The 23774-nt window shown below is 70.9% G+C and carries 25 protein-coding genes; 10 read left to right on the forward strand and 15 right to left on the reverse strand.

Going from position 1 to position 23774, the window contains the following annotated elements; all coding sequences use genetic code 11:
* The first annotated feature begins 392 nt into the window (after nt 1-392).
* The 3 genes from GEV43_RS33525 (at nt 393) to GEV43_RS33535 (ending at nt 2417) form a co-directional block, all read left to right on the forward strand.
* The gene (locus GEV43_RS33525) at nt 393-866 is read left to right on the forward strand and encodes a hypothetical protein (protein WP_160824093.1); all 474 of its coding nucleotides are present in this window, start codon (nt 393-395) and stop codon (nt 864-866) included.
* Nucleotides 867-1236: 370 nt separating this feature from the next.
* Nucleotides 1237-1566 carry a PadR family transcriptional regulator gene (locus tag GEV43_RS33530; protein WP_160824094.1) on the forward strand — a complete coding sequence of 110 codons (330 nt, stop codon included), beginning with the start codon at nt 1237-1239 and terminating at the stop codon, nt 1564-1566.
* A complete protein-coding gene (locus tag GEV43_RS33535; RefSeq protein WP_160824095.1) occupies nt 1563-2417 on the forward strand; it encodes a hypothetical protein in 855 nt (284 codons plus the stop codon). Before GEV43_RS33530 ends, GEV43_RS33535 begins: the two co-directional genes overlap by 4 nt.
* A gap of 222 nt (nt 2418-2639) precedes the next feature.
* Here GEV43_RS33535 and GEV43_RS33540 read toward each other — a convergent pair whose 3' ends face one another.
* Together GEV43_RS33540 and GEV43_RS33545 are read right to left on the reverse strand one after the other, a co-directional pair.
* Nucleotides 2640-3188: an AAA family ATPase gene (locus tag GEV43_RS33540; RefSeq protein WP_160824096.1), complete on the reverse strand. Its 549-nt coding sequence runs from the start codon at nt 3186-3188 to the stop codon at nt 2640-2642.
* A 481-nt stretch (nt 3189-3669) separates the two neighbouring features.
* Nucleotides 3670-4701, reverse strand: coding sequence for an esterase family protein (locus GEV43_RS33545; protein ID WP_160824097.1), 1032 nt, complete (start codon nt 4699-4701; stop codon nt 3670-3672).
* A 64-nt stretch (nt 4702-4765) separates the two neighbouring features.
* Here GEV43_RS33545 and GEV43_RS33550 point away from each other — a divergent pair, with 64 nt between their 5' ends.
* Nucleotides 4766-5311 (forward strand): MarR family winged helix-turn-helix transcriptional regulator, encoded by a 546-nt coding sequence (locus tag GEV43_RS33550; RefSeq protein WP_206681398.1) that lies wholly within the window; start codon nt 4766-4768, stop codon nt 5309-5311.
* A gap of 95 nt (nt 5312-5406) precedes the next feature.
* On the opposite strand, the gene GEV43_RS33555 is transcribed toward GEV43_RS33550, so the two are convergent.
* Entirely contained in the window at nt 5407-6279 is an 873-nt protein-coding gene (locus tag GEV43_RS33555) for a metal-dependent hydrolase (protein WP_160824098.1), read from the reverse strand.
* Nucleotides 6263-7924, reverse strand: coding sequence for an NAD(P)/FAD-dependent oxidoreductase (locus GEV43_RS33560; protein ID WP_160824099.1), 1662 nt, complete (start codon nt 7922-7924; stop codon nt 6263-6265). The genes GEV43_RS33555 and GEV43_RS33560 overlap by 17 nt, the downstream gene beginning before the upstream one ends.
* Nucleotides 7925-8060: 136 nt before the next feature.
* On the opposite strand from GEV43_RS33560, the gene GEV43_RS33565 reads away from it, so the two are divergent.
* Together GEV43_RS33565 and GEV43_RS33570 are read left to right on the forward strand one after the other, a co-directional pair.
* The gene (locus GEV43_RS33565; RefSeq protein ID WP_160824100.1) at nt 8061-8447 is read left to right on the forward strand and encodes a TetR/AcrR family transcriptional regulator; all 387 of its coding nucleotides are present in this window, start codon (nt 8061-8063) and stop codon (nt 8445-8447) included.
* The gene (locus tag GEV43_RS33570) at nt 8372-8650 is read left to right on the forward strand and encodes a QsdR family transcriptional regulator (RefSeq protein ID WP_160824101.1); all 279 of its coding nucleotides are present in this window, start codon (nt 8372-8374) and stop codon (nt 8648-8650) included. The genes GEV43_RS33565 and GEV43_RS33570 overlap by 76 nt, the downstream gene beginning before the upstream one ends.
* 268 nt (nt 8651-8918) lie before the next feature.
* Here the strand turns inward: GEV43_RS33570 and GEV43_RS33575 are convergent, their stop codons facing one another.
* The 6 genes from GEV43_RS33575 to GEV43_RS33600 form a co-directional block, all read right to left on the reverse strand.
* On the reverse strand, nt 8919-9539 hold the full coding sequence (locus tag GEV43_RS33575; protein ID WP_160824102.1) for a dihydrofolate reductase family protein: 621 nt from the start codon (nt 9537-9539) through the stop codon (nt 8919-8921).
* On the reverse strand, nt 9539-10045 hold the full coding sequence (locus GEV43_RS33580) for an SRPBCC family protein (RefSeq protein ID WP_160824103.1): 507 nt from the start codon (nt 10043-10045) through the stop codon (nt 9539-9541). The genes GEV43_RS33575 and GEV43_RS33580 overlap by 1 nt, the downstream gene beginning before the upstream one ends.
* A gap of 3 nt (nt 10046-10048) precedes the next feature.
* Nucleotides 10049-10390, reverse strand: a complete 342-nt coding sequence (locus GEV43_RS33585; protein WP_160824104.1) for a helix-turn-helix transcriptional regulator — start codon at nt 10388-10390, stop codon at nt 10049-10051.
* A 241-nt stretch (nt 10391-10631) separates the two neighbouring features.
* Nucleotides 10632-11393, reverse strand: coding sequence for an SDR family NAD(P)-dependent oxidoreductase (locus tag GEV43_RS33590; protein ID WP_160824105.1), 762 nt, complete (start codon nt 11391-11393; stop codon nt 10632-10634).
* Nucleotides 11390-12781 carry an MFS transporter gene (locus tag GEV43_RS33595; protein ID WP_175250184.1) on the reverse strand — a complete coding sequence of 464 codons (1392 nt, stop codon included), beginning with the start codon at nt 12779-12781 and terminating at the stop codon, nt 11390-11392. Before GEV43_RS33595 ends, GEV43_RS33590 begins: the two co-directional genes overlap by 4 nt.
* A gap of 70 nt (nt 12782-12851) precedes the next feature.
* Nucleotides 12852-13445 (reverse strand): TetR/AcrR family transcriptional regulator, encoded by a 594-nt coding sequence (locus GEV43_RS33600; RefSeq protein ID WP_160824106.1) that lies wholly within the window; start codon nt 13443-13445, stop codon nt 12852-12854.
* 706 nt (nt 13446-14151) lie between these two features.
* Between GEV43_RS33600 and GEV43_RS33605 the strand changes: the two genes are divergently transcribed.
* Complete coding sequence (locus GEV43_RS33605; RefSeq protein WP_160824107.1) at nt 14152-14718, forward strand: pentapeptide repeat-containing protein; 567 nt, start codon at nt 14152-14154, stop codon at nt 14716-14718.
* A 127-nt stretch (nt 14719-14845) separates the two neighbouring features.
* On the opposite strand, the gene GEV43_RS33610 is transcribed toward GEV43_RS33605, so the two are convergent.
* Nucleotides 14846-15067 (reverse strand): hypothetical protein, encoded by a 222-nt coding sequence (locus GEV43_RS33610; protein WP_160824108.1) that lies wholly within the window; start codon nt 15065-15067, stop codon nt 14846-14848.
* 371 nt (nt 15068-15438) lie between these two features.
* Here GEV43_RS33610 and GEV43_RS33615 point away from each other — a divergent pair, with 371 nt between their 5' ends.
* A complete protein-coding gene (locus GEV43_RS33615; protein WP_160824109.1) occupies nt 15439-16059 on the forward strand; it encodes a hypothetical protein in 621 nt (206 codons plus the stop codon).
* 343 nt (nt 16060-16402) lie between these two features.
* Here the strand turns inward: GEV43_RS33615 and GEV43_RS54195 are convergent, their stop codons facing one another.
* Nucleotides 16403-16864 (reverse strand): CBS domain-containing protein, encoded by a 462-nt coding sequence (locus tag GEV43_RS54195; protein WP_160824110.1) that lies wholly within the window; start codon nt 16862-16864, stop codon nt 16403-16405.
* 185 nt (nt 16865-17049) lie between these two features.
* Here GEV43_RS54195 and GEV43_RS33625 point away from each other — a divergent pair, with 185 nt between their 5' ends.
* Both GEV43_RS33625 and GEV43_RS33630 read left to right on the forward strand, forming a co-directional pair.
* Nucleotides 17050-18303 carry a sodium:proton antiporter gene (locus GEV43_RS33625; protein ID WP_160824111.1) on the forward strand — a complete coding sequence of 418 codons (1254 nt, stop codon included), beginning with the start codon at nt 17050-17052 and terminating at the stop codon, nt 18301-18303.
* 47 nt (nt 18304-18350) lie between these two features.
* Nucleotides 18351-19634 carry an ArsB/NhaD family transporter gene (locus GEV43_RS33630; RefSeq protein WP_160824112.1) on the forward strand — a complete coding sequence of 428 codons (1284 nt, stop codon included), beginning with the start codon at nt 18351-18353 and terminating at the stop codon, nt 19632-19634.
* 125 nt (nt 19635-19759) lie between these two features.
* Here the strand turns inward: GEV43_RS33630 and GEV43_RS33635 are convergent, their stop codons facing one another.
* From GEV43_RS33635 to GEV43_RS33645, 3 genes are all read right to left on the reverse strand, one after another.
* Nucleotides 19760-20098 carry an alpha/beta hydrolase gene (locus tag GEV43_RS33635; RefSeq protein WP_160824113.1) on the reverse strand — a complete coding sequence of 113 codons (339 nt, stop codon included), beginning with the start codon at nt 20096-20098 and terminating at the stop codon, nt 19760-19762.
* A 359-nt stretch (nt 20099-20457) separates the two neighbouring features.
* Nucleotides 20458-21816: a Pup--protein ligase gene (gene pafA, locus GEV43_RS33640; RefSeq protein WP_160824114.1), complete on the reverse strand. Its 1359-nt coding sequence runs from the start codon at nt 21814-21816 to the stop codon at nt 20458-20460.
* A 579-nt stretch (nt 21817-22395) separates the two neighbouring features.
* Nucleotides 22396-23772: an MFS transporter gene (locus tag GEV43_RS33645; RefSeq protein WP_206681399.1), complete on the reverse strand. Its 1377-nt coding sequence runs from the start codon at nt 23770-23772 to the stop codon at nt 22396-22398.
* Between the last annotated feature and the right edge of the window lie 2 nt (nt 23773-23774).

Consider the following 23774-nt stretch of genomic DNA (forward strand, 5'->3'; position numbering starts at 1 on the left):
CGCTCGTCGCGGTGCACAGAGCCTCGTCCTAGTACGCCCGCCTCGGCGTGTCCGGCCGCCCGTCGAATCCCGGAGGGCGGGCGAACCGGGACGGCAGGGTGTGGTGGCGGCACCGTAATCGACGCGGACGGAAGGGAGACCTGCCGCCGTCCGGCGGTAGTCGTTCACCGGACATGGATAGTTACTTTGCGTGTCCGTACCGTCAAGTCCTGGCCCCCGGTCTCGAACGTTTCATGCTCATCATCCAGGGCGCGTTCATCCTGCCCGGCCCCCGCGCTTGTCGCGCCGCGCCGGACACCGCATTGGCCAGGGCCGCTTCGCGTTCGCCGTCCGCTTCCCTGGCGGAGCGGCGGACCTGAGATCACCGCAACCACTGGAAAGGACGAGACATCATGCGTCTCACCCCCCGTACCGTCTTCCGGACGGCCGCGCTCGCTGTGACCACCGGCGTGTGCGTGGCCGCCACGGCCGCCGCTCCCGCGCTGGCCGCCGCCCCGCCGCTCGCGCCGACCCGGGTGGCGGCCGATGCCGTCAGCCTCGGCGAGGCCACGATCTCGAACGAGGGCAAGGACCTGGTGGTCAAGGTCACCTACACCTGCTCGGACTCCACCCACCTGGCCGTGGTGGCAGGCCAGCCCCCGCGCGGCAGCGGAACCGACTACGAACGCATCGGTGCCGCCACGACCACACCCACCTGCGACGGCCAATCCCATGTCGTCACCCTCACCGCCACCCCGACATCGACCTTCACCGGAACGTGGAAGACCGGGACCATCGCCACCGTCGGCGCCCAGCTCATCAAGATGGCCAACGGCACCTTCACCCTCCAGCAAGCGGATTCCAAGGACCTGTCCCTGGCCGGCTAGACGGCACCGCGCACCAACGCGGCCGTTAGCCGGCGCGCCCGACGAAATGCACGCGCGCGAGACGAGTCCCTGGGAAGCCGCGGTTGGCGGTGCGCGTACCGGCGAAAGTCGTGCCCTCGCAGTGACGGAACGGGCCCTGGGGCTTCAAGCTCCAGGGCCTTTGACGGTTTTCGGTGTCCGTCTCGGGTGCTCGGGGGTGTCCGGACGGGCCGGGGGACGGATGGCTGGCTGCGTTGGCCTCACGGCGCCCGGCATTCCCTGTGTCGAGGTGATCGCGGACGTTGAGCCGCGGGCCGTTCCTCGTCCGGCAAGGTGCGGCCGCTCATACTTCGCTTGCGGATATATCGTGCCCCGATGTATGGTCCTGATCATGGCCAGGACGATGAGCGAACCCGTCTACTTCATCCTCGCCGCCCTTCTGGACGGTCCCCTGCACGGCTACGGGATCATCAAGCTCGCCGAACGGGAGTCCGGCGGGCGGGTGCGGCTCGCGGTCGGCACGCTGTACGGCGCGCTGGAGCGGCTCAGCGAGTCGGGGCTGGTCGAGCTCGACCGTGAGGAGAGCGTCCAGGGCAGGCCGCGCCGCTACTACCGCATCACCGAAGCCGGTCGCGAGAGCGTGGCGGTGGAGGCCGAGCGGATGCGGCAGGCCGCGCAGGTCGTGACCCGTAGAACCCTTCCGAGGACGGCACAGGCATGAACGCACTCGAACGCCGCTACCGGCGACTGCTGCTCGCCTACCCCCGCGACTACCGGCGTGCGAACGGCGAGCAGTTGGTGGCCACACTGCTGGAGACCGGCCCCGACCGCCGGGTCCCGCGGGCCCGCGAGGCTGTCGCGCTGGTCAGCGGCGGGCTGGGCGAACGCGCCCACGCCGCCGTCGCCGGTCCACGCCCCTGGTGGGTGGACGGCCTCCACCTGGCCCTGCCGCCGTTGATCCTGGCCGGCGCGGTCTCCTCCTACTGGTCCATCTTCAACCACCCATGGTCGGGCGCCCTGTTCGTCCTGTCGATGCTGGCGGTGGTGCTCGGCTGGGTGCGGGTGGCTCTGCCGTTCGCTCTGGTGCCCGCACTGCTCGCCTCCACCCCGTACCCCGCCCTGGGCGATCCGACCTGGGGCTGGCTGCAACCGCTCGCGTACGGATTCGGTGGCCGCGCCTGGTCCAACCTGCTTCTGCTGTGGGCCGCGGTCGGGCTCCTGGCCGTTCTGGCGGTACGCGGCGACAGGCTCCGGCGTCGCAGCCCGCTCTGGCTGGCCGGCGTCCTCGCGGTCGTCGCCTACGGCGTGCTCGTCGCCACGACCGGGCCATGGTGGACGCTGACGCGCGCCGGGGTGGAGATCGCCCTGCTGGGCGTCGGCGTCGCCGCGACGCTGCGGACGCGCGACGCGCGCTGGGCGGTGGCGGCCTCGGCCTACCTGCTGTGCGCGATGGCCCCGCTCGTGCAGTACCCGATCATTCTCTCCTGGCGGTCGGCCTCTTACTGGGGACTGCTCCTGGGACTGACGTTCGCCACCGCCGTTCTGGCCCGGCGTCCCGTCCGCGTCGGCTGAACACCGACAGCCTCGTCGCGGTGGCGTGCCCGCTCGGTTCGTTCCCGGTTGCACGACGTTCCACTTTGCGCACGCCGCCGTGCTCGACCGCTCCCCGAACCTGATGGAACTCCGCAGGTGAAGGAGGTACGGCAGCACGAACCCTGCTCGCGCTCGCGGGCATTGGCTGCTCGTCCAGGTACGACTTGGCGAGGCGGACGGCGATGGGGCGGGCTGGCGGAGTTAGGCCGTGAGCCGGGAGATCGTCTGGTGGACGGTCGCGATGCGGCGGTCCACATGGTCGGCGGGGACGTCGATGAGCTCGTAGCCGAGCTCGTGGTAGCTGCGCTCGTGGACCTTCTCGAACTCCAGGGCGTCCTGGAAGCTGATACGGCGGGCCGCGGTGGGTTCACAGAAGCCGAGGTTCCGGATGAAGAAGACACGCCGGTCGTACACGTTCTCGGCTGTGATCCGTTCGAGCTCCGCCGACAGGGCCGGCGGGACGGGCAGGCCCAAGTGTCTGGCCAGGGCGTGCGTGCACACCGGTGACCGGTCGAAGACCTGGACACGCGCGGTCGGCGTACCGGCCGCGGCCTGCCGCTGGACCTGCTCGGCGACGATGTCGTCGATGAACGACGCCCGGGTCCACGGCTCGTCCTCTCCGCGCGCCTGCCGCCGTGCCACGACATCCGTCGCCGCCTCGCGGACGACCTGATGCCCCAGCCGTTCGAGGCCCATCAGGATCGACGTCTTTCCCGCTCCGGGCGTGCCGGTGAGAATGAATCTCCGCATGATCAGGTTCCCTTCAACGCCATGAGCCGACCGCCGCTCGGCCGCTCAGATGCCCCGGAGGCCGGGCTGACATGGGGCTGGTGTTCCGTTCGCCGTCGTCACCTGGCTGGTCTCTCGCGTCGTCCGCTTACCGACCAGCCTCGTCCGGGCACCGGTCCCGGATGCGGGATTGTCGGCCGTTCGACAGCCGCCGCTGCTAGGGGACGGGTCAGGCCACGGGCCCGGGGCACCTCACCGGACAACCGGCGAGGCGCGGGGGCTACGGGGCGGCTGACCTGCGCGAGTCAGGCGAGTGAGCCCGGCGAGGTGGGCCAGATCCCGGCCTGTACGGTCCGTGCGCGCGCCTCGGTGACGAGAGGGCCTACCTTACTCGCCCCGAGCGCCCGCTTGTTCCGGCCCCGACGCGGAACACGGAACGCGGAACACGACGGCCATCGAGACGGACGGTGAGAGGACCGGCGAACTGGCTCTGGTGGCGTTGTCAGGGCGTGAGGCGGTGGGCGAGCCAGGCGAGGGCTTGGGGGTGGCGGTACTCGATGGCGATGTGGCCCGCCTCGAACAGCTCGAACCGGACGGTCTCCTCGGGCACGCCCGCCCGTTCGACCGCTTCGCGGAAGGCCAGCGCGCCGAGGTCGAGGAACCATTCGTCGCGGGTTCCCGCGTCGATCCAGATCGCGCGCATGGATCGGAGCGCGTCGGCGTGCGCGGGCGCCATCCGGACGGGATCCCAGCGCAGCCAGCGCTCCCAGACCTCGGGCCGCAGCGCCCCGGTGACGGGGTCGAACGGCAGCAGCGGCGTGCCGTCGCTGCCGGGCGAGAAGCACGCCGACACCGCCAAGATCTCCAGCAGCCGCAGATCCTCCTCCTTGGTGAAGGCGACGCGGGAACGGAAGTCCCGCCACCAGGAGAAGACGTCGCCGTCGTAGGCGCGCAGGTCGCGTGCGGCCCGCAGGAAGTGGGGGATGTACTGGGCCTCGGACAGGGCGTCCCCCGAGTGCGTGGCGAACGCGCCGAACAGGTCAGGGCGCAGCATCGAGGTGACCATGGCGCCGAGCCCTCCGCTGGACTTGCCGGCGATCGCCCGGTGGTCGCGGTCGGGGAGCGTCCGGTAGCGGGCGTCGACCCACGGGACGACCTCCTCGCACAGGTACGAGTGGTAGCGGCCCGTTCCGGGGGAGTCGACGTACTGGCTGCCGCCGTAGGTCGTCCAGGCGTCCACGAACACCAGGATCATCGGCGGCGCCTCGCCGCGGGCGAACAGCGCGTCGGTGGCGACCGGCACCGACGTCCGGAAGGCGCCGGGCGAGTTGCTCCAGGCCGGGAGCGTGCCGGTGAACCCGAGCAGCATGTAGACGGCGGGGTAGCGGCGCTCGGGCTCGTCGTCGTAGCCGGGGGGCGTGTACACCCACAGCGGCCTGCGGTGCGGGTCTCCCAGCGGGTTGCCGCGCAGCAGCCGGCTGTCGATGGTGCGTTCGTCGATCCGTCCGGCGAATCCGGGGGGCCACAGGGGCATGAGCGCTTCTCACCCTCAGTTAGTACGAAAAGATAATATCGGGAAGAATAGTATATTTCGCGTGGTGAAGGACTCGATCGACCGGCACATCGCCCACTGGTCCCGGGAACTGGCGGACCTCGACCCCGACGTCGAGGGCGCGATAACCCGGATGCAGGCCCTGGTGGCACTGCTGCGTCGCCGCCGTGAGACCGCGCTCAGCGCACGTTGCCTCAAGGGCTGGGAGTACGACATCCTGTGGCGGCTCCGCTCCACCGGGCCGCCCTACCGCGCCACGCCCACCTGGCTCGCGCGGGCGCTGAATACCCACCCCGCCACCCTCACCAGCAGGCTCGACCGGCTGGAGGAGTCGGGGCACCTGGCCCGCGTGCACGACCCGTCCGACCGGCGGCGCCTCCTGGTCGCGCTCACCGCCGAGGGCCACGCCGCATGGGAGGGCGCCATCGGCGACCAGGCCGCCGCCGAGCACGCGCTGCTCGCGCCGCTGACCGGCGACGAGCGCGAGCAACTCGCGGGCCTGCTCCGCAAGGTCGTCACGGCCTACGAGGCGGACGGACCGCCCCTCATGCCCCCGGTCGAGCCCCTCATGCCCCCGGTCGAACGACCCTAAGACCCGTCCGCTGGATCACGTGGGCGTCCAGAGCGGGACGCCGCATTGCCCGGTCGGGGACGGTCGGGGACGGGACGCGGCGGGGCCGGGTGGCTTTACTTCAGGTAGCCGGTGAGGGTGCCTTGGGGGCCGAAGAGTTCAGCTTGCCAGCGCGCCAGCAGTTCGGCGCTGTCGAAGTCGTCGGGGTGGAAGCCCCGTCTGTTGTAGGCGCGCAGATGGTGGACGACCTCGCGGGCCAGGAAGGGGGACCGCCGCAGGCGGGCCAGGCTGCGGGCCAGGCGGACGGGGTTGTAGGCGGCGCGGTCGGTGAGCATCGAAAGGGCCGTCCCCGTGATGACGTGCAGGATCAGCAGGGTGCTGATCACCCGCATGGTCCAGATCCGCATGTGTTCGCTGCCGCCGACCGTCCGGTAGACGTCGAAGGCGACCGCCTTGTGCTCGGACTCCTCCAGGGCGTGCCACAGCAGGATCTCGCGGACCTGGGTGTCGCCGAGCAGGGCTTGGGCCTCGGGACTGGTGAGCAGCCGTTCGGCGATGGTGGCCGTGTAGTGCTCCAGGCCCGCGGTGAAGCCGAGGAGCACGCGCGGCGGCAGACGGCGGTCGAACAGGGCGAGGACACGTTCGATGAACCGGTGGGTCAGGGCGGTCGGGTAGCCCATCCGCTGGAGGACCCGGTTGAGGTGGTCGTGCTCGCGGCCGTGCACGACCTCTTGGCCGATGAAGCCGCGGACCTGGGCCGCGAGTTCGGGATCGGTGATCTGGTCCCGGTAGCGGCCCACCGCCCGGACGAAGAAGTCCTCGCCGGGCGGGAAGGTCGCCGACAGCACCGCGATCGCGTGGCTCGTGACCAGGTCGCCGTCCACGTAGTGGTGGCGCAGAGCGCCGTCGGGGTGGGCGAAGCGGACCCGGCGGACGCGGACGTCCCGCTGCGGCACCGGCTGGGGAGGGTGTTCACCTGCGGCGGTCATGGTGTCCTCTCGGCTGTCTCGCTCGCGGCGCGGCCCGCGGCCGGACGGGCGGCCGGGGGCGCTGGGGCAGGTAGCGGTAGTGGTCCAGCGGGAAGGAGCGGCTGGCCTTGCGGGCCTGGGCCGAACTGGTCGGCCGCAGGTACGGGGTGTCGCCGTGGTGGTCGAAGTAGTAGCTGTTGGCGGTGGCGCAGCCGTTGGTGGCCCACAGCGAACGGGCCAGGCGCGAGCGCATCCGCTCCGTCCACCGCGCGGTCGGTTCGGCGCGGACCTCCACCTCGGCGGCCCCGCGCCGGCGGGCCTCGGTGATGACGCGCACGATGTGCGCCGCGCTGGTCTCCACCAGCTCGTGCCAGGTGCCGCCGACCCAGCCGTACGGGCCGAACATCATGAAGTGGTTGGGCAGGCCGGGGATGCTGATGCCCTCGTAGGACGCCAGCCGGTGCTCGGTGTAGGCCGTGGCCAGATCGAACCCGTCCCGGCCTCGCACCGGGGTGCGGCGGAAGTTCTCCGGGTCGCTGGCCAGCCGGAACCCGGTCGCCAGGACGATCACGTCCACCCGCCGCTCGCGGCCCTGGACGGTCTCGACCCCGGCTTCGGTGACGCGGGCGATGGGGTCGGTGATCAGTGACACGTTGGGCCGGTTGAACGAGCGCAGGTACGTGTTGGAGACCGACGGGCGCTTGCATCCGAGCCCGTAGCGGGGGACGAGTGCGCGGCGGGTCCGCGGGTCGCGGACCTGCGACCGGTACCACAGCGACCGCAGCAGCCACGCGCCCGCCCGCGCCAGGTACGGCGCCCGCTGATGGTGGACGACCACGTCGATCAGCAGCAGCTCCACGCCCCGCGCGGCCGCCCGCCGGACCGCGCCTTGCAGCCGCGGAACCCGCTGGAACACCCGCATCAGCGCCTCGGGGATCGCCACGTCGGGTTTCGGTGCCACCCAGATGGGCGTGCGCTGGTAGACGTCCAGCCGGGCCGCCTCGGCCGCGATCTCGGGAACGAGCTGGACCGCGCTGGCGCCCGTCCCGATCACCGCGACCCGCTTGCCGGCCAGGTCGCAGGAGTCGTCCCAGCGCGAGGAGTGCAGCAGCGTCCCCGCGAACCGTGCGGCGCCCGCCACGTTGACCGGTTTCGGGTCCACGAACGGTCCGATGGCGCTGACCACGAACCGCGCGACCACTTCCTGGGCGTCCGGAGAGCCGGGCCGCCTGACCTTCAGCCGCCAGACCTGCGCCTGCTGGTCCCACACCCGTTCGACGACCTCGGAGTGCAGCCGCACGTGCGGGCGCAGCCGGTACCGGTCGGCGAGGCGGTCCAGATAGGCCATGACCTCCGAGCCCGGCGCGAACACCCGGCTCCACCGGGGGTTGAGCTCGAAACTGAACTGGTACGCCTGCGCCGGGACGTCCACCCCCACTCCCGGATAGGTGTTGTCGCGCCAGGTGCCGCCGATGTCGCCGGCGCGCTCCAGGATGAGGAAGTCCTCCAGCCCCGCGCGCCGCAGCGCGATGCCCATCCCGAGGCCGCTCAGGCCCGCGCCGATGATCGCGATGTGGGTGTCCGGCGGGGGATCGCCAGGGCTGGGCGGCCGGGCACGGGCGCCGGTGCCCGTCTCGTCGGTGCCTGCCTGTCGCGGTCGGGTCATACCGGCCTCCCGGCTGTCGGGTCGCGCGACGTCCCTCGCGACCCGGTGGCGTTCAGAGCGCGATCACGCGATACTCAAACGCATGTAACAACTTCCGTCAAGATGTAAAGTGCGTTCAGATTGCTAGGGTGAGGCCATGGGTTGGTTCAACCGCCTGCGGCAACGGGCCGAGACCGGCGACCCGGTGGACGACCGCACCGCCGAACGCGTGCTGGACATGGCCTTGCGGCAGGCCGAGGACTTCGGCATGCGCCGCTTCACCATCGACGACCTGGCCCGCCGGGTCGGGCTGTCCCGGGTGACGATCTACCGGCATTTCCCCAAGAAGGATCTGCTGATCAACGCGCTGCTCACCCGGGAGCTGCACCGGTTCCTCAGCAAGGCCGAAACGGTCGTCGAGGCCCAGCCCACCCCGTGGCCAAGCTCACCGAGGGCCTGGTGTTCTGCGTGGTCTACCTGCGCGAGCACCGCCTGCTCAACCGGCTGCTGCGTACCGAGCCCGAGATCATCCTGCCGTACCTGACCACCCAGGCCGCCGAGACCGTCGCCGAGGCCCGCGAGTGGATCGCCGGCCTGGTCCGCGCCGAGATCGACGCCGGACGCATCACCATCCCCGCCCCCGACGTCGACAGCTTCGCCGAGCTGCTGGTCCGGATGGTGCTGTCGCTCGTCCTCACCCCGAGACCGTCCTGCCGATCGACGACGAGGCGGAGCGGCGGCGGGTGATCGAGCTCTACTTCATCCCGCTCACGCGCCGCTTCGAGACGGCCGCCGCGGAACGAGCCGCCACGACCGCCGCGCAGCCCGCCGCCGCGCAGCCCGCCGACTCGCTGTAGACGCCGTCCTTCCCGCGCCACCGGTGGAGCGCACCAAACGGGTCACGCGGGTCAGGTAGACCAGGCGAATCGTGCGTTGGGAGGATCGGAGTGCACCTGCGGCGCCGTTCTGGCCGGGCATGCCCGCATGGCGGGGTGCAGCGGCAGGCGACGGATGCCTATCGCTTCCGGACGGCGTAGGTCAGGTGCGTCGTCCTGGGGGAGGGCTCGGCGCGGACCTGTTCCAGGGCCACGCGGCTCGCGTCCACGCCCTCGAACAGGCGGACTCCGGAGCCGAACAGCACGGGCGACAGCGCGATCGAGAACTCGTCGATCAGTCCGGCGTTCACGTACTCCAGGATCGTCGCGCCGCCGCCCGAGATGCGGACGTCCCGGTCGCCGGCGGCCTCGCGGGCCTGGTCGAGCGCCGTCTCGATGCCGTCGTTGACGAAGTGGAAGGTGGTCCCGCCCGGCCGTTCCCAGGGGTCGCGCTTCTCGTGCGTCACGACGAACACCGGCGTGTGGAACGGCGCCTCCTCCGGCCACATCCGCTCACCGGCGTCGAACATGCGCTTGCCCATCACGCTCGCGCCGGTGCGTTCGAACGTCTCCCGCACGATGTCGTTGTCGCGCCCCTCCTCGCCGCCTCCGCCGAGCTTGAGGTTCTCCCGGAAGAACCGCTGCGGGAAGACCCACTGCTGGAGCTCCATCCACTGCCGCCCCATCAGCTCCTCGCTGGACTCGGGCGCGATGAACCCGTCCAGCGACATCGACACGCTGAAGAACACTTTTCCAGCCATCAGTCCTCAACTCCCTTGCGAACGTTCTCGGTGACGTAGGCGGCCAGGTTGCCCAGGGTCTGCCGGCCGGCCTCGATCGCGTGGTACTTCTCGATCGCCTCGTCGCGCAGCTCCTTGGTGGGGAACAGCGTGCGCATCTCGATCCGGGTCGCCGCACCGTCGAGCGCGAACGTCAGGACCGTCTCGAAGGCGTTCGGGTCGCCGGCGGACTCGCCGTGCAGCAGCGCGATCCGCTCCGGCGGGGCGATCTCGGTCCAGGTGATCCACTCGGGGTAGTCGGTCCCGTCCGGTCCGTGCATCACGAAGTCCCACACCCCGCCGGCGCGGAACTCGAACGCCCGGGTGGTGGTGCTGAACCCCTCCGGCCCCCACCACCGCGACAGGTGCCGTACCTCGGTGAACGCCTCGAACACCAGCTCCCGCGAGGCGTCGATGACGCGGGAGATGACGACCTCCCGGTCGGCCACCGCGGACCGCGCCCGCTCTCCTCTTCCGGTATCGCTCATCGGCTATTCCTCCCGCCTTTCCTGCTTCAGGTCCCGCACGTACTCCTCCAGCCGGTCGAAGCTCTCGTTCCAGAACCGCTCGAACCCGCCGGTCCACTCGTGGACGGGCCGCAGCCCGCGGGCGTCAAGGCCGTACAGCCGCTGCTTTCCCACCTTGCGGTCCCGCACCAACCCGACCTCCCGGAGCACCCGCAGGTGTTTGGACGCCCCGGGCTGGGTCATCCCCAGCTCCCGCGCCAACTCGGTCACCGGCCGCTCGCCCGCCCGCAGCAGCGCCAGGATCTCCCGGCGCTGCGGCTCGGCGATCGCGTTGAAGACATCCGACGTCGTCGCTGCTCGGGCCATGGCCGCAATCATATTCCCATATCGGTATGCGTCAAACGGAGAGGCGCGCCGTCGTCCAGACCGGGCAACTGCTCGCGCTCGCCGCAGCCGAAGATCGCATCCACTTCGACCCGCGAGGGCATGGCGGCGGCGACGAAGAACGGCCGGGCCTCGTTCGGAGCCGGAGTGCCGGCGCCGCGGGGCGGGATCGCGCCGACGGCTGTGGTGGGTCGTCGGCGCGTCCCGGCCCGTGCGGCTTCGTTCAGGCGGCGGCGCCGCCGTCGATGACGAGGTCGGCGCCGACGAGGAAGGCCGCTTGGGGCGAGGCCAGGTACAGCACGGCCGCGGTGACCTCTTCCAGGGCGCCCACGCGTCCGGCCGGGAGCTGGCGGGCGTAGCGTTCGTCGCGGTCGGCGCGGGTCTCGCCCGGGTTGTACGACATCGCGGTGTCGATGGGGCCGGGGCTGACGGCGTTGACGCGGATGCCCTCGTGGACGTGGTCGAGTGCGGCGTTGCGGGTCAGGGCGCTGACCGCGGCCTTCGTCGCTCCGTAGGCCCCGGTTCCGGGGACCCGGACGTGGGCGCCGAGCGTCGAGGAGAGGTTGACGATGGCGCCTCCGCCGTTGCGCCGCATGGACGCGATCTGGTGCTTCATCGAGACCATGGTGCCGGTGAGGTTGACCGCGATCAGGGTCGCCCACTCGTCCTCGTCGATGTCGCCCACGGGGCCCGCGGCGGTGAGCAGGCCGGCGGCGTTCACGGCGATGTCGAGTCCTCCGTGGTGCCGGACGGTCGCGGCCACGAGCCGGGCGACCTGGGCGGAGTCGGTGACGTCGGTCGGGATCGCGGTGGCGTGCCCGCCCTCGGCCTCGATGCGCGCGACGGTCCGTTCCAGCGATCGCGGGCTGCGGCCGGCGACGACGACCCTCGCACCCTCGCGGGCGAAGGCGCGGGCGACGTCCTGGCCGATGCCGGAACCGCCGCCGGTGACCAGAGCGGTCCTGCCTGGGAAACGTGCGGTCATGACTGTCCTTCCGAGTTGGTGATCACGAGGTCGGGGGCGCGGCCGGAGACCCGGCGGGGCAGTCTCCCGGCGGCGAGCGCGGCGAGGGCGAACGCGGCGGCGTCGAGCACGAGGGCCTTGGCGAAGCCGTCGGCGCCGGCGAACAGCGTGCCCGCGACCGCGATGCCCAGGGCGCCGCCGATGTTGAGGACGGTGGGCAGCAGGCCCGACGCGGAGCCGATCGCCTCGGGCGTGACGTTCGCCAGGACGATCGAGAACCCGGCGGCCGTGAACAGCCCGAACGCGGAGCCGCCGGCCAGCAGCGGACCGGCGAGCAGCCACGGACGCTCCCCGACGCCCGCGGCGACGGCGACGGCGAGCGCCGCCATCACGGTGGCCAGCGCGGCTCCCGAGGCGATGAGCAGCCGGTGCCCGTAGCGTTCGGCCAGCCGGGCCGATGCCCGCGAACCCGCGATGGCGGCCACCGCGAAGGGCGCGAACGTCAGCCCGGCCGCGAGCGCGCTGCGGCCGTTGTCCTGGAGGTGGACGGAGAAGAAGTAGGAGAACGAGGAGATCCCCACGTAGAACAGCAGGACGACCGCCAGGCCGCTGGTCGCGCTGCGATCGCGCAGCAGGCTGGGGTGCAGGAGCGTCTCGCGCCCCGTTCGGCCGCGGCGGGCCTGCACCACGGCGAAGGCGGCCAGAACGACGGCGGAGCCGCCCAGGCTGAGCCACGTCCAGGCGGGCCATCCCCGCTGCTGCCCCAGCGCCAGCGGCAGCACCAGCAGGCCCAGCCCGACCGTGACCAGCGCCGCGCCCGTCCGGTCGATCCGGCCGGCCTCGCCGCGCGCGGCGGGCAGGATCCCCGCCGCCGCCAGGACGGCGACGCCGACGGGCACGTTGACCAGGAAGATCAGCCGCCACCCGAGCCCGCCGAGGTCGGCGGTCACCAGCAGGCCGCCCAGGACCGGCCCCGCGATGGAGGCGATCCCCATCGTCGCGCCGTACAGCCCGAAGACCCGGTCCCGGGCCGCGCCGGCGTACGAGGTCTGGACGACCGACAGGACCTGCGGGTTCATCAGCGCCCCGCCGATGCCCTGGACGACGCGGGCCGCGATCAGGACCTGGACGTCCGGGGCCAGCGCGCACACGGCGGACGCGGCGGTGAACACGGCCATCCCGGCCACGAACAGGCGGCGGTAGCCGAAGCGGTCGCCGAGCCGCGCCGCGCAGATCAGCGTGCACGCGTAGGCGAGCACGTAGCCGGCGACGACCAGCTCGACGGTTCCCGGCCCGGCGTCCAGGTCCCGCCGCATCGACGGCACGGCGACGTGCACGATCGTCACGTCCAGCAGTTCCATGAAGGTCGCGGCCAGGATCACCGGCAGGAGCAGGGGGGAGGGGCGCATGCGGCCACCATTCTTGACTAGACAGTCCGAAATCAGGGCAGGCGGAAGGGCGGCGGGACGGCGGGAGGGGTCAGCGCAGCGCGGCCAGCGTCACGCCGATCACGTCGCGCAGTTCCTCGGCGTCCGCTCCCATGCGCGCGGTCACCTGCAAACCGCGCAGGGAGTTGGCGAGGTACCGGGCCAGCGGGCGAAGGTCCCGGTGCCGCGCGGACAGCTCACCGCGCGCCCGGCTCCGTTCCAGTGCGGCGAGGAACGCCTGCTCGGTGCGCTCGGCGCTCCGCGCCACCCGGTCGGCCGCCCGGGCGTCCCGCCCGGCCAGCTCGACCGCGGTGTTGACCATGAGGCAGCCGGGCCGCCAGGCGTCCGACCCCCCGCCCGCCCGAGCGCCGATCACCGAGCCGAAGACCCGCTCGATGGCCCGGAGCCCCGGCTCGTCCCCTTCCAGGACCGCGATCACTTCCTCGCCCAGCCGCCGGTCGTACCGTTCCAGCGCGGCCAGGAACAGCGCGTGCTTGTCCCCGAAGGTGTCGTACAGGCTCTGCCGCTTGATCTTCAAGCGCGCCAGCAGGTCGTCCACCGAGGTGGCGGCGTAGCCCCGCTCCCGGAACACCTCGACCGCGAGATCGAGGACCGCGTCCGGATCGAAGCCCTTCGTCCGTGCCATGCCCCCACCCAAACACTTTCCGGACTACACAGTCAAAATAAACACCGAGCACGAGCCCCCAGCCACGGCACGTGAGCGATTGACCGCGCCCCGCGTCCCATGGCCGCCGCCCAGCCTCCCCATCACAGCGGGGGCAGCCGAACGCCCGCGCAAAGCGTGGCGTCCCGTGGCGACCAGCCGCCGTGGGGCCGCATCGCGGGCAGACCGGACCGGCCCCGCCTCTGGCCACGTCCAGCAGGCGGTCTCGGCGGCCGACCACGGGCTGACAGGCGAACGTGCTGCTGTCCGCGGCGACCGGCGAGGTCAACCGTACGCCCGAGCAGGACGGCGGACGTGGCGAGCGGCCGCACAGTACACCCGCGGCCTGCGCCGGCTCTCCGCCCGACCCGCTGTTCCCGGCGCGTCTCCTCCCGACGTGAACGCCACCCCGGCCACGGAGTCGGCGACGCGCGCCGGTCCTGTCGGGAATACTTGTCGGTACGCCGGTCCACGGCGGCCAGGTGCTCGGGGACCGGCGGTCGGCCGGTAAGGGAGTCATAGAGGTGCGCGGCGACGGGGTCCGGTTCGGCCGGGTCGGCTACCCATGAGCGGCTACGGCATCTCCCGCCAGGACGTACGCGCTTGGCCTACCGATCCGGAGGCCGCGGAGGCGCTGTCGAGCTACCTTGACGGTCTATGCGCCGCCCCGTCCGGGGAGTCAGGTGAGGTGCTGTCGGGCGAGCTGATGGATTTTCGTGGAGCGGACCTCAGTCAGCCCATGCTCGATGGTGCGTTTCTGTTCAACACAGACCTATCGGGAGTGCGGCTGGTCGGCGCGTCACTGGACCGCGCGAACCTCAGCGGCGCCATTCTGCATGGGGCTGATCTGACCGGCGCGAATCTGACCAAGGCCGAAGCCGTCGAATGCGATGCCCGGCACGCCACTTTTGCCGCGGCGACTCTCTTCGCGGTCAACTTCGTAGGTGCGGACCTGCGGTCCGCGGATCTGCGTTCCGCGATCATGAACTCGGCCTCACTGGGCTGGACGCGACTCGACGGCGCCGACCTTCGCAGCGCCTCCTTGCGCTTCTGTCGCTTCGGCCGCCGTGATCAAAACGCGACGGCGCTGGCAGGAGCACGCATCGCCAACTGCGCACTCGACGACGCGACCGGGTTCATCACCGGCCCAGTCGATGTCGGTGAGAAGGCACCGCAGCTGATCGACGGGACCGAACTGCAAGCATGGCTCCAAGCCAGGGGCGCCCCAAAGATCACCGCCGTCGCGCGAGCATGAGGTCGGCTAGGCGGCTCCCGGGGCCTCCCAGCACATGGCGCAACAGCGTTCGCCCAGCTACACGGACTGGGCGGCGGTGCTGGCCTCGCCTACGGGCTTCAGCCCGGACGGGTCGGCGTCGAGCGCGTCAAGGGCAGTACGCAGCAGCGGCTGGCTGTTTGTGAGGACGACCCGTACTGGCGTCCGAGCGTTGTGGCTGGTTTCTGTCGGGCAGGCGTTCAGGGTGACACCTCCCTTGGCCCTTCTGCTCGACCTTGCGGAACAGGCGGGTCAGCACGAAGACCACGCCGAGCGCGGCGAACAGCAGCACGGCGATGAGCGCGCCTGCTCCTATGGTGATGGCATCCATCGAAGATCCCTGTCTGTGGGGGCTGGGCAAGGGGGGACGCGGGGCGGCGGACCGGCGCTAGCCGAACGGACCGTCAGCCGGACGGGGGGCCAGCTCTAGCCGAACGGGGGCCAGCTCTAGCCGGAACGGGCCGTGCGGCGGGGCGTCGTGCGGCGGTGTGTCGTACGGCATGATCAGGAAGCACTCGCGGGTCGTGTCGTAGTCGACGATCGGGGCGGTGCTGGCCGCCGTGAGGCCGGTGCCGGCCGCGTCTCCCGCGACCGGGACGTTCCGTCCGGCCGCCGGGCCGGGCCTGGACGATCGCCGACGAGCCGTCGGCCGCGTTGGCCTCGGCCTGGTCGAAGTCCGGCCCGACGTGCCCGGTGCGGACGATGCACACCACGCCCGCGAAGTCGCGGCGGGACGGCCCGGCGGCGGACTGGAAGACCTGGCGCAACGGCAGTACCAGCGCGCGCGGCGACCGTCGGGGATGCGAGCAGCACCATGACCGCGAGCATCGCGTGCACCGCGCCGCCGATGCTGTGGACCAGCACGGAACCCACCAAGCTCGCGAACCAGCCGAGCATGATGAGCAGCGACAGCGCCATCGTCGCCGGGGCGCCGCCGAGCCCCGCGCCGTCCAGCAGGTCGTCGGCGCCCTCGCCGTCGACACCGGCCCCTGTGTCGGCATCGGCGTCGAGGGCGTCGACTCCCAGGCCACCGAGCAGGACCACGGTCCAGGACCCGGCGACCACCAGCGGCGTGAAGCTGAACAACGCCACTGGAAAACTCAAGACGGCATTAATGAATTGGCCCATGGGTGCGCGCTTTTCTGCGTTGATCGCATGGGCGATGGGGCCTCGCGCGGGGGAGGGCGAGGTCAGAAGAAAGGAATGAGCGGACGGCTCAGACGAGGCGCGAGTGACCGGGAACGGTCAGCGGCTATCCGGGAACGGGAACGCCTCGGACAGGCAAGGATGTGGCAACGGGCTGCGGAAGCGGCGTCGCGTTGAGGGGGCCACACGCTGCGGCTCAGCAGCGGGAACGGTGGTCCTGGTAGGGCTCATCGGCTTCTCCCGGTCGGGGACGCGCTCGTATAGCGCATCTGAATCGCCGACCAGTCTTCCCGGCACACCGGGGGATACATTAGCGCGTTCTTTATGCTGGGTAAAGGGTTCTCCTTCCGTGGGCGGCGTGCAGAGAGCCGCCCCGAGTGGAGTACGGAGAATGGTGCGGGCACTGTCGCCGCAGGTGAACGCGCTGTCGGCGCCGACGCGGGCCGTTCGACGAATGGGGGTTCGGAGCGGCCAGGGGCGGGGGCCACGCTGCGACGGACGTCCGGGCGAAGGCGGAGGCTCAGGCGGAGGGGAGCAGGCGCGTGAGCAGGTGCGCGACGGTGACCACGCCGATCACGGGGGCGTCGGTCCGGCGCGGATCGCCGGAGACGGCGGCGATGGGGCTGCCGGTGCGGGCCATCACGCTGGCGATCTCGATGGCGGTGGCCTCGGCGTCGACGGCGGGCAGCGGCGTCCGGTGCTCGGCGAGCAGGTCGGCGACGGTCCTGCCGGCGAGCTGGTCGCAGAGTTCGTCGTCGTGGATCTCGTCGTAGACGCGCGCGAGCGCGGGGTCGTCTTGGACGTAGCGCGGGATGACGTACCCGAGGAGCTGCGCTCCGGGCAGGACCGCCTTGGGCCGTTCCTCGCCGTCGACGACGATCAGGCCGGGCAGGTCGTGCTCGGCCAGCAGGCGGGCAGCCTCCAGGACTCCGGTGGCCGGGGTCACGGTGGGGTACCGGACGGCGAGTTCACGGGCGCGCACGTTTCGACGTTATACCAGGTCGGAACGTTGTTCTCGGGGGCTCATCGGAGCGGCGGGACGGGGCGTCGCGTGGAGAACGCGTCAGAATCCCGTTAAGGTCGGTCTCTGGTGCGCCGGGAAGTCTGGTCGGCAGTGTCGTTTTCACGTCCTGCGCGACCGAACCCCGGGAAGGGGCCGGCCCACCGATGACCGCTCTGCTCACCGCGTTCGCGGCCCTGCTGCTGCTCGCGGTCCTGCTGTCCAGCCTCGCCCACCGGACCGTGCTGTCCACCGCCGCGCTGTTCCTGGTCGGCGGGTTCGTGCTGGGCGACGGCGTCACCGGGGTGGTGGCGGTCGAACCGGGCGAGGGCATCGTGTCCGGGCTGGCGGAACTGGCGCTGTTCGCGGTGCTGTTCACCGACGGGATGCACGCGGGCTGGAAGGACCTGCGCAGCGCGTGGCGGCTGCCGGGCCGGGCGCTGGGCTGGGGCCTGCCGCTGACGCTGGTGGTGACGGCGGTGCTGGCGCGGTACGTGGTCGGGCTCGGCTGGACCGAGTCGCTGCTGATCGCGGCGGTCCTGACGCCGACCGATCCGGTCTTCGCGGCCGCGCTGGTCGGCAACGACCGGGTGCCGCCGCGGCTGCGGCATCTGCTGAACGTGGAGTCGGGCGTCAACGACGGGCTGATCCTGCCGTTCGTGGTGCTGTTCCTGGCGGTCGCGCAGGGGTCGGGCGACCTGCGTCTGGGCGAGCTGGGCTCGGAGCTGGCGGTCGGTCTGGCGATCGGGGTCGCGGTGCCGTGGACGGCGATCATGCTGGAGCGGACCCGGCTGTTCGCGATCTCGGCCAAGTACGAGCCGTTGAACGCGGTGGCGATCGGCCTGCTGGTGCTGGCGCTGGGCAAGGCCACGCACGGCAACCTGTTCTTGGCCGCGTTCGCCGCCGGGATCACGGTCGCGACGATCGGGGACCGGCATCGGGAGGCGTTCACCGAGTTCGGCGAGCTGGTCGCCGAACTGCTGAAACTGGCGGCGCTGCTGGTGTTCGGGGCGCTGCTGACCCCGGCGTTCCTGGGCGATGTCGGCTGGCGCGGCTGGGTGTTCGCGGTGCTGGCGCTGGTGGTCGCGCGGCCGGTGGCGATCTGGGTGTCGTTCTGGCGGTCGGGGCTGAGCGTGCGCGAGCAGGGCGCGGTGATGTGGTTCGGGCCCAAGGGGTTCGCGTCGGTGGTGTACGGGCTGCTGGTGCTGGAGTCGGGCATCGGCGCGGCCGACCAGATCTTCCATCTGGTCGCGGCCACGATCGTGCTGTCGATCCTGGCGCACTCCTCCACCGACATCGTCGTGGCCCGCGGTTTCGACGAGGAGCACGAGGTCCCCGCCTGGTTCGATCCGATGCTGGACCGGGCCCGTTCCCTGCGCCGCCGCCCCGCCGCCTCCGCGGACGATGATCACTCTCTGTAATGATCGGTATGTCCGTCCGTTCTTTCGCATGACACCTGGGAGGGTTCTTGGCCGCCGTAGCCGCGATCGTCGTCTTCGTCGCCGCCTATGTGCTGATCGCGTCGGAGAAGGTCCACCGGACGGCGGTCGCGTTGGGCGGGGCCGCGCTGATGCTGCTGCTGCACGTCACCGACGCCGAAAAGGCGTTCTTCTCCGAGCGGAGCGGGATCGACTGGAACGTCATCTTCCTGCTGCTGGGCATGATGGTGATCGTCTCGGTGCTGCGCCGCACCGGGATCTTCGAATACGTGGCGATCTGGGCGGCCAAACGCGCCCGCGGCCGGCCGTACCGGCTGATGGTGATGCTCGTGCTCATCACCGCCGTCGCCTCGGCGCTGCTGGACAACGTCACCACCGTCCTGCTGATCGCCCCCGTCACTTTCCTGGTATGCGAACGACTCGCACTCAAGGTCGTGCCGTTCCTGATGGCCGAGGTGATGGCCTCCAACATCGGCGGCACCGCCACCCTGGTCGGCGACCCGCCCAACATCATCATCGCCAGCAAGGGCGACCTGACGTTCAACGACTTCCTGGTGCACCTGGCGCCGCTGGTGGTACTTCTGCTGGCCGTGTTCTGCGGACTGTGCCGCATCCTGTTCCGCTCGGCGTTCACCTCCGACCCCGAACGGATCGCCGCGGTGATGGCCCTGCGCGAACGCGAGGCGATCACCGACCCCCGGCTGCTGGCCCAGGGACTGGCCGTCCTGATCTTGGTGGTCGCGGCGTTCGTGCTGCATCCCGTCCTGCACTACCAGCCCTCGGTGGTGGCGCTGCTGGGCGCGGGCCTGCTGGTCGCCGCGACCAAGGTCACCACCCAGGACGCCCTCAGCGAGGTCGAATGGCCCACCCTGGTGTTCTTCGCCGGCCTGTTCGTCATGGTCGGCTCCCTCGTGGACACCGGCGTCATCGGCAAGATCTCCCACGCCGCCACCGACGTCACCGACGGCCGCCTGGGCCTGGCCACCATGCTGCTGCTATGGGCCTCAGCCGCACTATCGGCGATCGTGGACAACATCCCCTACGTGGCCACGATGAGCCCCATCGTCGCCGACCTCGTCCACCAGCAGGGCGGCGGCGACGGCGGCCACGTGCTGTGGTGGGCGCTGGCCCTCGGCGCCGACCTGGGCGGCAACGCCACCGCCATCGGCGCCAGCGCCAACGTCGTCGTCCTGGGCATCGCCGCCCGCAACGGCCACCCCATCAGCTTCTGGCACTTCACCAAGTACGGCATCGTCGTCACGATCACGACCGTCGCGATCGCCACCCCCTACCTCTGGCTTCGCTACCTATAACCACCCCCAGCACACGGCCCAGCCAACCTGGACTAGCAACCGGCCGCGTGCTCGCAGGCGTCGGCTGTTGGTGCGGATGAACGCCCGGACACTTGCGCTGGTTGCGTCCCTGCGGTCGTGGACGTTCAAACGGGCTGAGTGAGGAAGCCGGCGATGGCGGCGCTGATGGCCGGGTAGTCGTCACCGAGCCAGACCATGTGGCTGGGGGCGGTGCTGGTGAGGAGGCGGGGGCGCGGGATGGCACCCGCCAGGGAACGGGCGTGGGCGTACGAGACCGACCCGTCGTCGCGGGACGCGATCACCAGGGCCGGCTGCGGCAGCCGTTCCGCCGCCCGGGTCACATGGGCTGCGGTTTCGGGTGCGGCCATGACACGCATGTCGTTGCTGAAACCGGCGCCCGAGCGCATCCGGCCGAACAACCCCAGCAGCGCCGCACGGTCGGCGTTGGGAAGGCCGGCCAGCAATTCGCCGACGGGACGTGAGGTCAGATCGGGCAGCAGCAGCCCGCAATGCCGCGTCGGGAGCGCGGCGAGCCAGGGTGCGAATCAGCGCCCAGGTCGCGGCCTGAACGAGCCCGGGGGGAAGGCCACCCCACCGGCCAGGCGGAACGCCTTGAAGCCGGGCAATTGCCGCCGTCCGAGTGCGGCAGCTTCATGGTGTGGCGCGACTCGGCTACGGGTGACTGCCTTTGTGTCGCCGTTCAAGGTCCATTCGTACCGGCGAGCCTGATCTGCCTGCGGCTGTCCCGGACGGCGATCGGCCGCCTTGAGATTGTCGTGGTCCGGTCGTCGTGTGGGCGGCTCTGACATCCGTGCTGCGGGTGTCACATGCTGGCGATGAGCTTGTCGACGCGTTCGTCGACGGAGCGGAACGGGTCTTTGCACAGCACGGTGCGCTGGGCCTGGTCGTTGAGCTTGAGGTGGACCCAGTCGACGGTGAAGTCGCGGCGCTTCTCCTGGGCCTTGCGGATGAACTCCCCGCGCAGCCGCGCCCGCGTGGTCTGCGGCGGCACCGACTTGGCCTCGAAGATCGCCAGATCACGGGTGACCCGCTCCACCGACCCCCGCTTCTCCAGCAGGTAGTACAACCCGCGATCACGGTGCACATCGTGATAGGCCAGATCCAGCTGCGCCACCCGCGGCGAGGACAGCGGCAGGTCGTACTTGCGGCGGTACCGCTCGATCAACTTGTACTTGGTCACCCAGTCGATCTCCCGCGACACCATGTCCAGATCACCGGTCTCCACCGCCCGCAACGTCCGCTCCCACAGATCCAGCACCCGCTTGGACGTCGCATCACCACCCCGCGCGTCCACGAAATCCTTGGCCTTGCCGAAGTACTCCTTCTGGATCTCCAACGACGACGCCTCACGCCCGTTGGCCAACCGCACCTTGCGCCGCCCGGTCATGTCATGACTGACCTCACGGATCGCCCGGATCGGATTCTCCAACGTCAGATCACGCATCACCACCCCGGCCTCGATCATCCGCAACACCAGATCCGTCGCCCCCACCTTCAACAACATCGTGGTCTCACTCATATTCGAGTCACCCACGATCACATGCAGCCGCCGAAACCGCTCGGCATCACCGTGCGGCTCATCGCGGGTGTTGATGATCGGCCGAGACCGGGTGGTCGCCGACGACACGCCTTCCCAAATGTGCTCGGCGCGCTGTGACACGCAGTACACCGCCCCACGTGGGGTTTGCAGTACCTTGCCTGCCCCACAGATGATCTGCCGCGTCACCAGGTACGGGATGAGAGCATCAGCGAGGCGGCCGAACTCGCCTTGGCGGCCGACGCAGTAGTTTTCGTGGCAGCCGTAGGAGTTGCCGGCCGAGTCGGTGTTGTTCTTGAACAGGTAGATATCACCGGCGATGCCCTCCTCGCGGAGCCGCCGCTCGGCGTCGACCAGCAGCCCCTCCAGGATCCGCTCGCCCGCCTTGTCATGCGTCACCAGGTCGACGACGCTGTCGCACTCCGGCGTGGCGTACTCGGGGTGGCTACCCACATCGAGGTAGAGCCGCGCACCGTTGCGCAGGAACACATTGCTGCTACGACCCCACGACACCACCCGCCGGAACAGATACCGCGCCACCTCATCAGGCGACAACCGCCGCTGCCCACGGAAGGTGCACGTGACCCCGTACTCGTTCTCAAGCCCGAAAATGCGCCTGTCCACACCGCGAGCGTATGCTGCCCGGAGCCCGGTTGGCAGTCGCTGAAGCCCCTGATTTCATCCGCCGCGCACAGGCGGTAAGGATCCGTCCGACAGCGCTCCGTAACCTGGCCGATCACGACGGGGTTCCCGGCGGCCTCCGTCGCCGCCAGGTGACACTCGACTTCCTGGCCGAACTCCTCAACCGGTGTCCCCGCCACCCGCGAGCCTCCAAGGGCTTCTCCGGCACACCAACGGCCACCCTCAGTGAGAGTCTCCGAGCCCGGAGTGCGCGTCGGCGTCGTGGCCCGGTGCGACCGGCGCGCGTCGGGGAGCGGGTGCTCGCGTGGTGTCAGGGGGGAGTGCTTGTTCGGCTCCTCGCGCGTCCAAGGTTCGGGAACGTCGGCTGGTGGGACTGAAGTGCATTTCGGTCACGGCCATATCTTTCGGGTCGCCGCGATTGGGGCCGGGATTCCTCCCAGGGAGCCACGCCATCCGTGCGTTGTGGGCGGTGACCGCTGTGTCCCTGGTCGTGCTGGTGGCAGCGTGGGCGGTGGCCATACAACCGAGCACCGCAGCGGCGCGGCCGTGGGGGAGTTTGGGTCAGTCGGCTGCTGGTTCTGAGGCCGTTAGCCGTTGGGTGGGGGGCCGTTCGCGGGTCCGGCGCTGGACGGCCAGTAGTGCGGCGGCGGCTAGCGTCACCGTCCCGGCCACCAGCAGGCTGAGCCGCATCCCGCGCACCGGGTCGCCGTTCTCGGCGACGATCGAACCGAGAACGGCTACGCCCAGTGCCGTGCCCACCTGGCGGGCGGTGTTCACGGTGGCGGCGGCGACGCCCGACCGTTCCCGCGGCACGATCTCCAGCACCGCGGCCGCCGCCGGAGTGATGGCCAGCCCTTGCCCGATTCCCGCGACCACGAACAGCGCGGCGATGACCGGGTAGGCGGTTCCGGTATCGAAGACGGCCATCGCGGCCAGCGACGCGCCCGTCAGCACGTAGCCGGCGAGCATCGGACGCCGTGGCCCGTACGCGGCGTTCAGACGTCCGGCGACCAGTGAGGCCGGCAGAACGGCGAGTGTCATCGGCAGCAGCATCAACCCGGTCTCCATCGCCGAGTATCCGCGCAACTGCTGCATGAACAACGCCGACAGCAGGAAGAGCGAGCCGTTGGCGGCGAACCCCAGCGCGACCGAGGCCAGGTTGGTGACCGCGAACCGGGCGTCGCGGAACAGGCCCACCGGCAGCAGCGGCCGGACGGCCCGGCGCTCGACCGCCAGCAGCAGCACGGCCGCCAGCGCGGCCGCGGCCAGCGCACCGATCGTGACCGGTGATCCCCAGCCATGCGTCCTGGCCTCGATCACCCCGTACGACAACGCGCCCAGCGCGCCGATCACCAGGAGTTGCCCGGCGGGGTCCAGCGCCGCGTGCTCGGGGTCGGCGCTCTCGGGAATCGCGCGCACGCCGATCGCGATGGCGGCCAGCCCCACCGGCACGTTGACCAGGAAGACGCTCCGCCAGCCGAGGGTGTCCACCAGCAGCCCGCCCAGCAGCGGCCCGGCGATGACGGCCAGCGCCCCGGCCATGCCCCAGTAGCCCATGACCCGGGCGCGGGCGCGGGGATCGGGCACCGCCTGCCCGATCAACGACAGGGCACCGGGAACGATCACGGCCGCCGCGGCGCCCTGCATGAACCTGCCGATGACCAGAACCGCCAGCGACGGCGCCGCCGCGCACAGCACCGAGGCCGCGACGAACAACCCGAGCCCGCCGAGGAAGGCGCGCTTGCGCCCGTACCGGTCGCCGAGTGATCCGCCGGACAGCATCAACGCCCCGAGCGCCAGCGCGAAACCGTCCACCATCCACTGCAACCCGGCCAGATCGGTGTTCAGGTCGGCCTGAACGCTCGGGGCCGCCACGTTGACGATCGTCAGGTCCAGCAGCGCCATGAACGTCCCGGAGAAAGCCGAGACCAGCAGCAACA

It is taken from the genome of Actinomadura sp. J1-007 (assembly GCF_009793335.1).
GTDB lineage: Bacteria > Actinomycetota > Actinomycetes > Streptosporangiales > Streptosporangiaceae > Spirillospora > Spirillospora yumaensis.